General features: G+C 58.6%; 1 pseudogene. It reads left to right on the top strand.

The features are described from left to right. Positions 1 to 564: pseudogene (locus QD357_RS32875) on the top strand (endonuclease/exonuclease/phosphatase family protein); the annotation flags it as partial.

Raw genomic sequence — 564 nt, 5'->3', positions numbered from 1 at the left:
GTCGAAGATCCCGCCACCGGCAAGTTCAAAGCATCGCAAGAGGCGGGGTTCAAACCGGGATGGGACGTCGACGCGTTCAAGATTGAGGGATKGGACGTCAGCCGCCTGCCCGTCTGCAATGTTTACTCCGCTGGCGGAACCGTTCGCGTCAATCTCGAGGCCTACCGCAAGCGGCAGGAGCAAATCGCCAACTTMATCGCTCGTTMCATACCAGCCGACATTATCGCCTTTCAGGAAGTCAGTGGCGAGCAGTCAGTCCGGGAAGTGCTTCCGAACGGTGGTAGCGATTACGATTTCTGTCCGGTGACCGGCTACAAGGTGCAGCGCCTGGTCATCGCATGGAAGAAAGCGCTGGGCGAAAAGGTGTCCTGTACCATTGAGGACGCGCTTAGCCTTCCCACCAATCCCGACGACAAGCGGCCACGCCCAGGCCTTGCGCTCACCCTCAGGATCGATGGGAAACTGTTTCGGATCATGGATGTCCACCTCAAGTCGAGCTGCGTGTCGCCATTCGACGGCGGAAACCTGGAGGGATCGGACAAGGATTGCACGATCCTGCAGCAA

It is taken from the genome of Rhizobium sp. BR 317, from assembly GCF_047445835.1.
In the GTDB taxonomy this organism is placed as follows: domain Bacteria; phylum Pseudomonadota; class Alphaproteobacteria; order Rhizobiales; family Rhizobiaceae; genus Rhizobium; species Rhizobium paranaense.
Note: the sequence above shows the minus strand (reverse complement) of the source record. Positions and strands in the feature narration are given on the sequence as shown.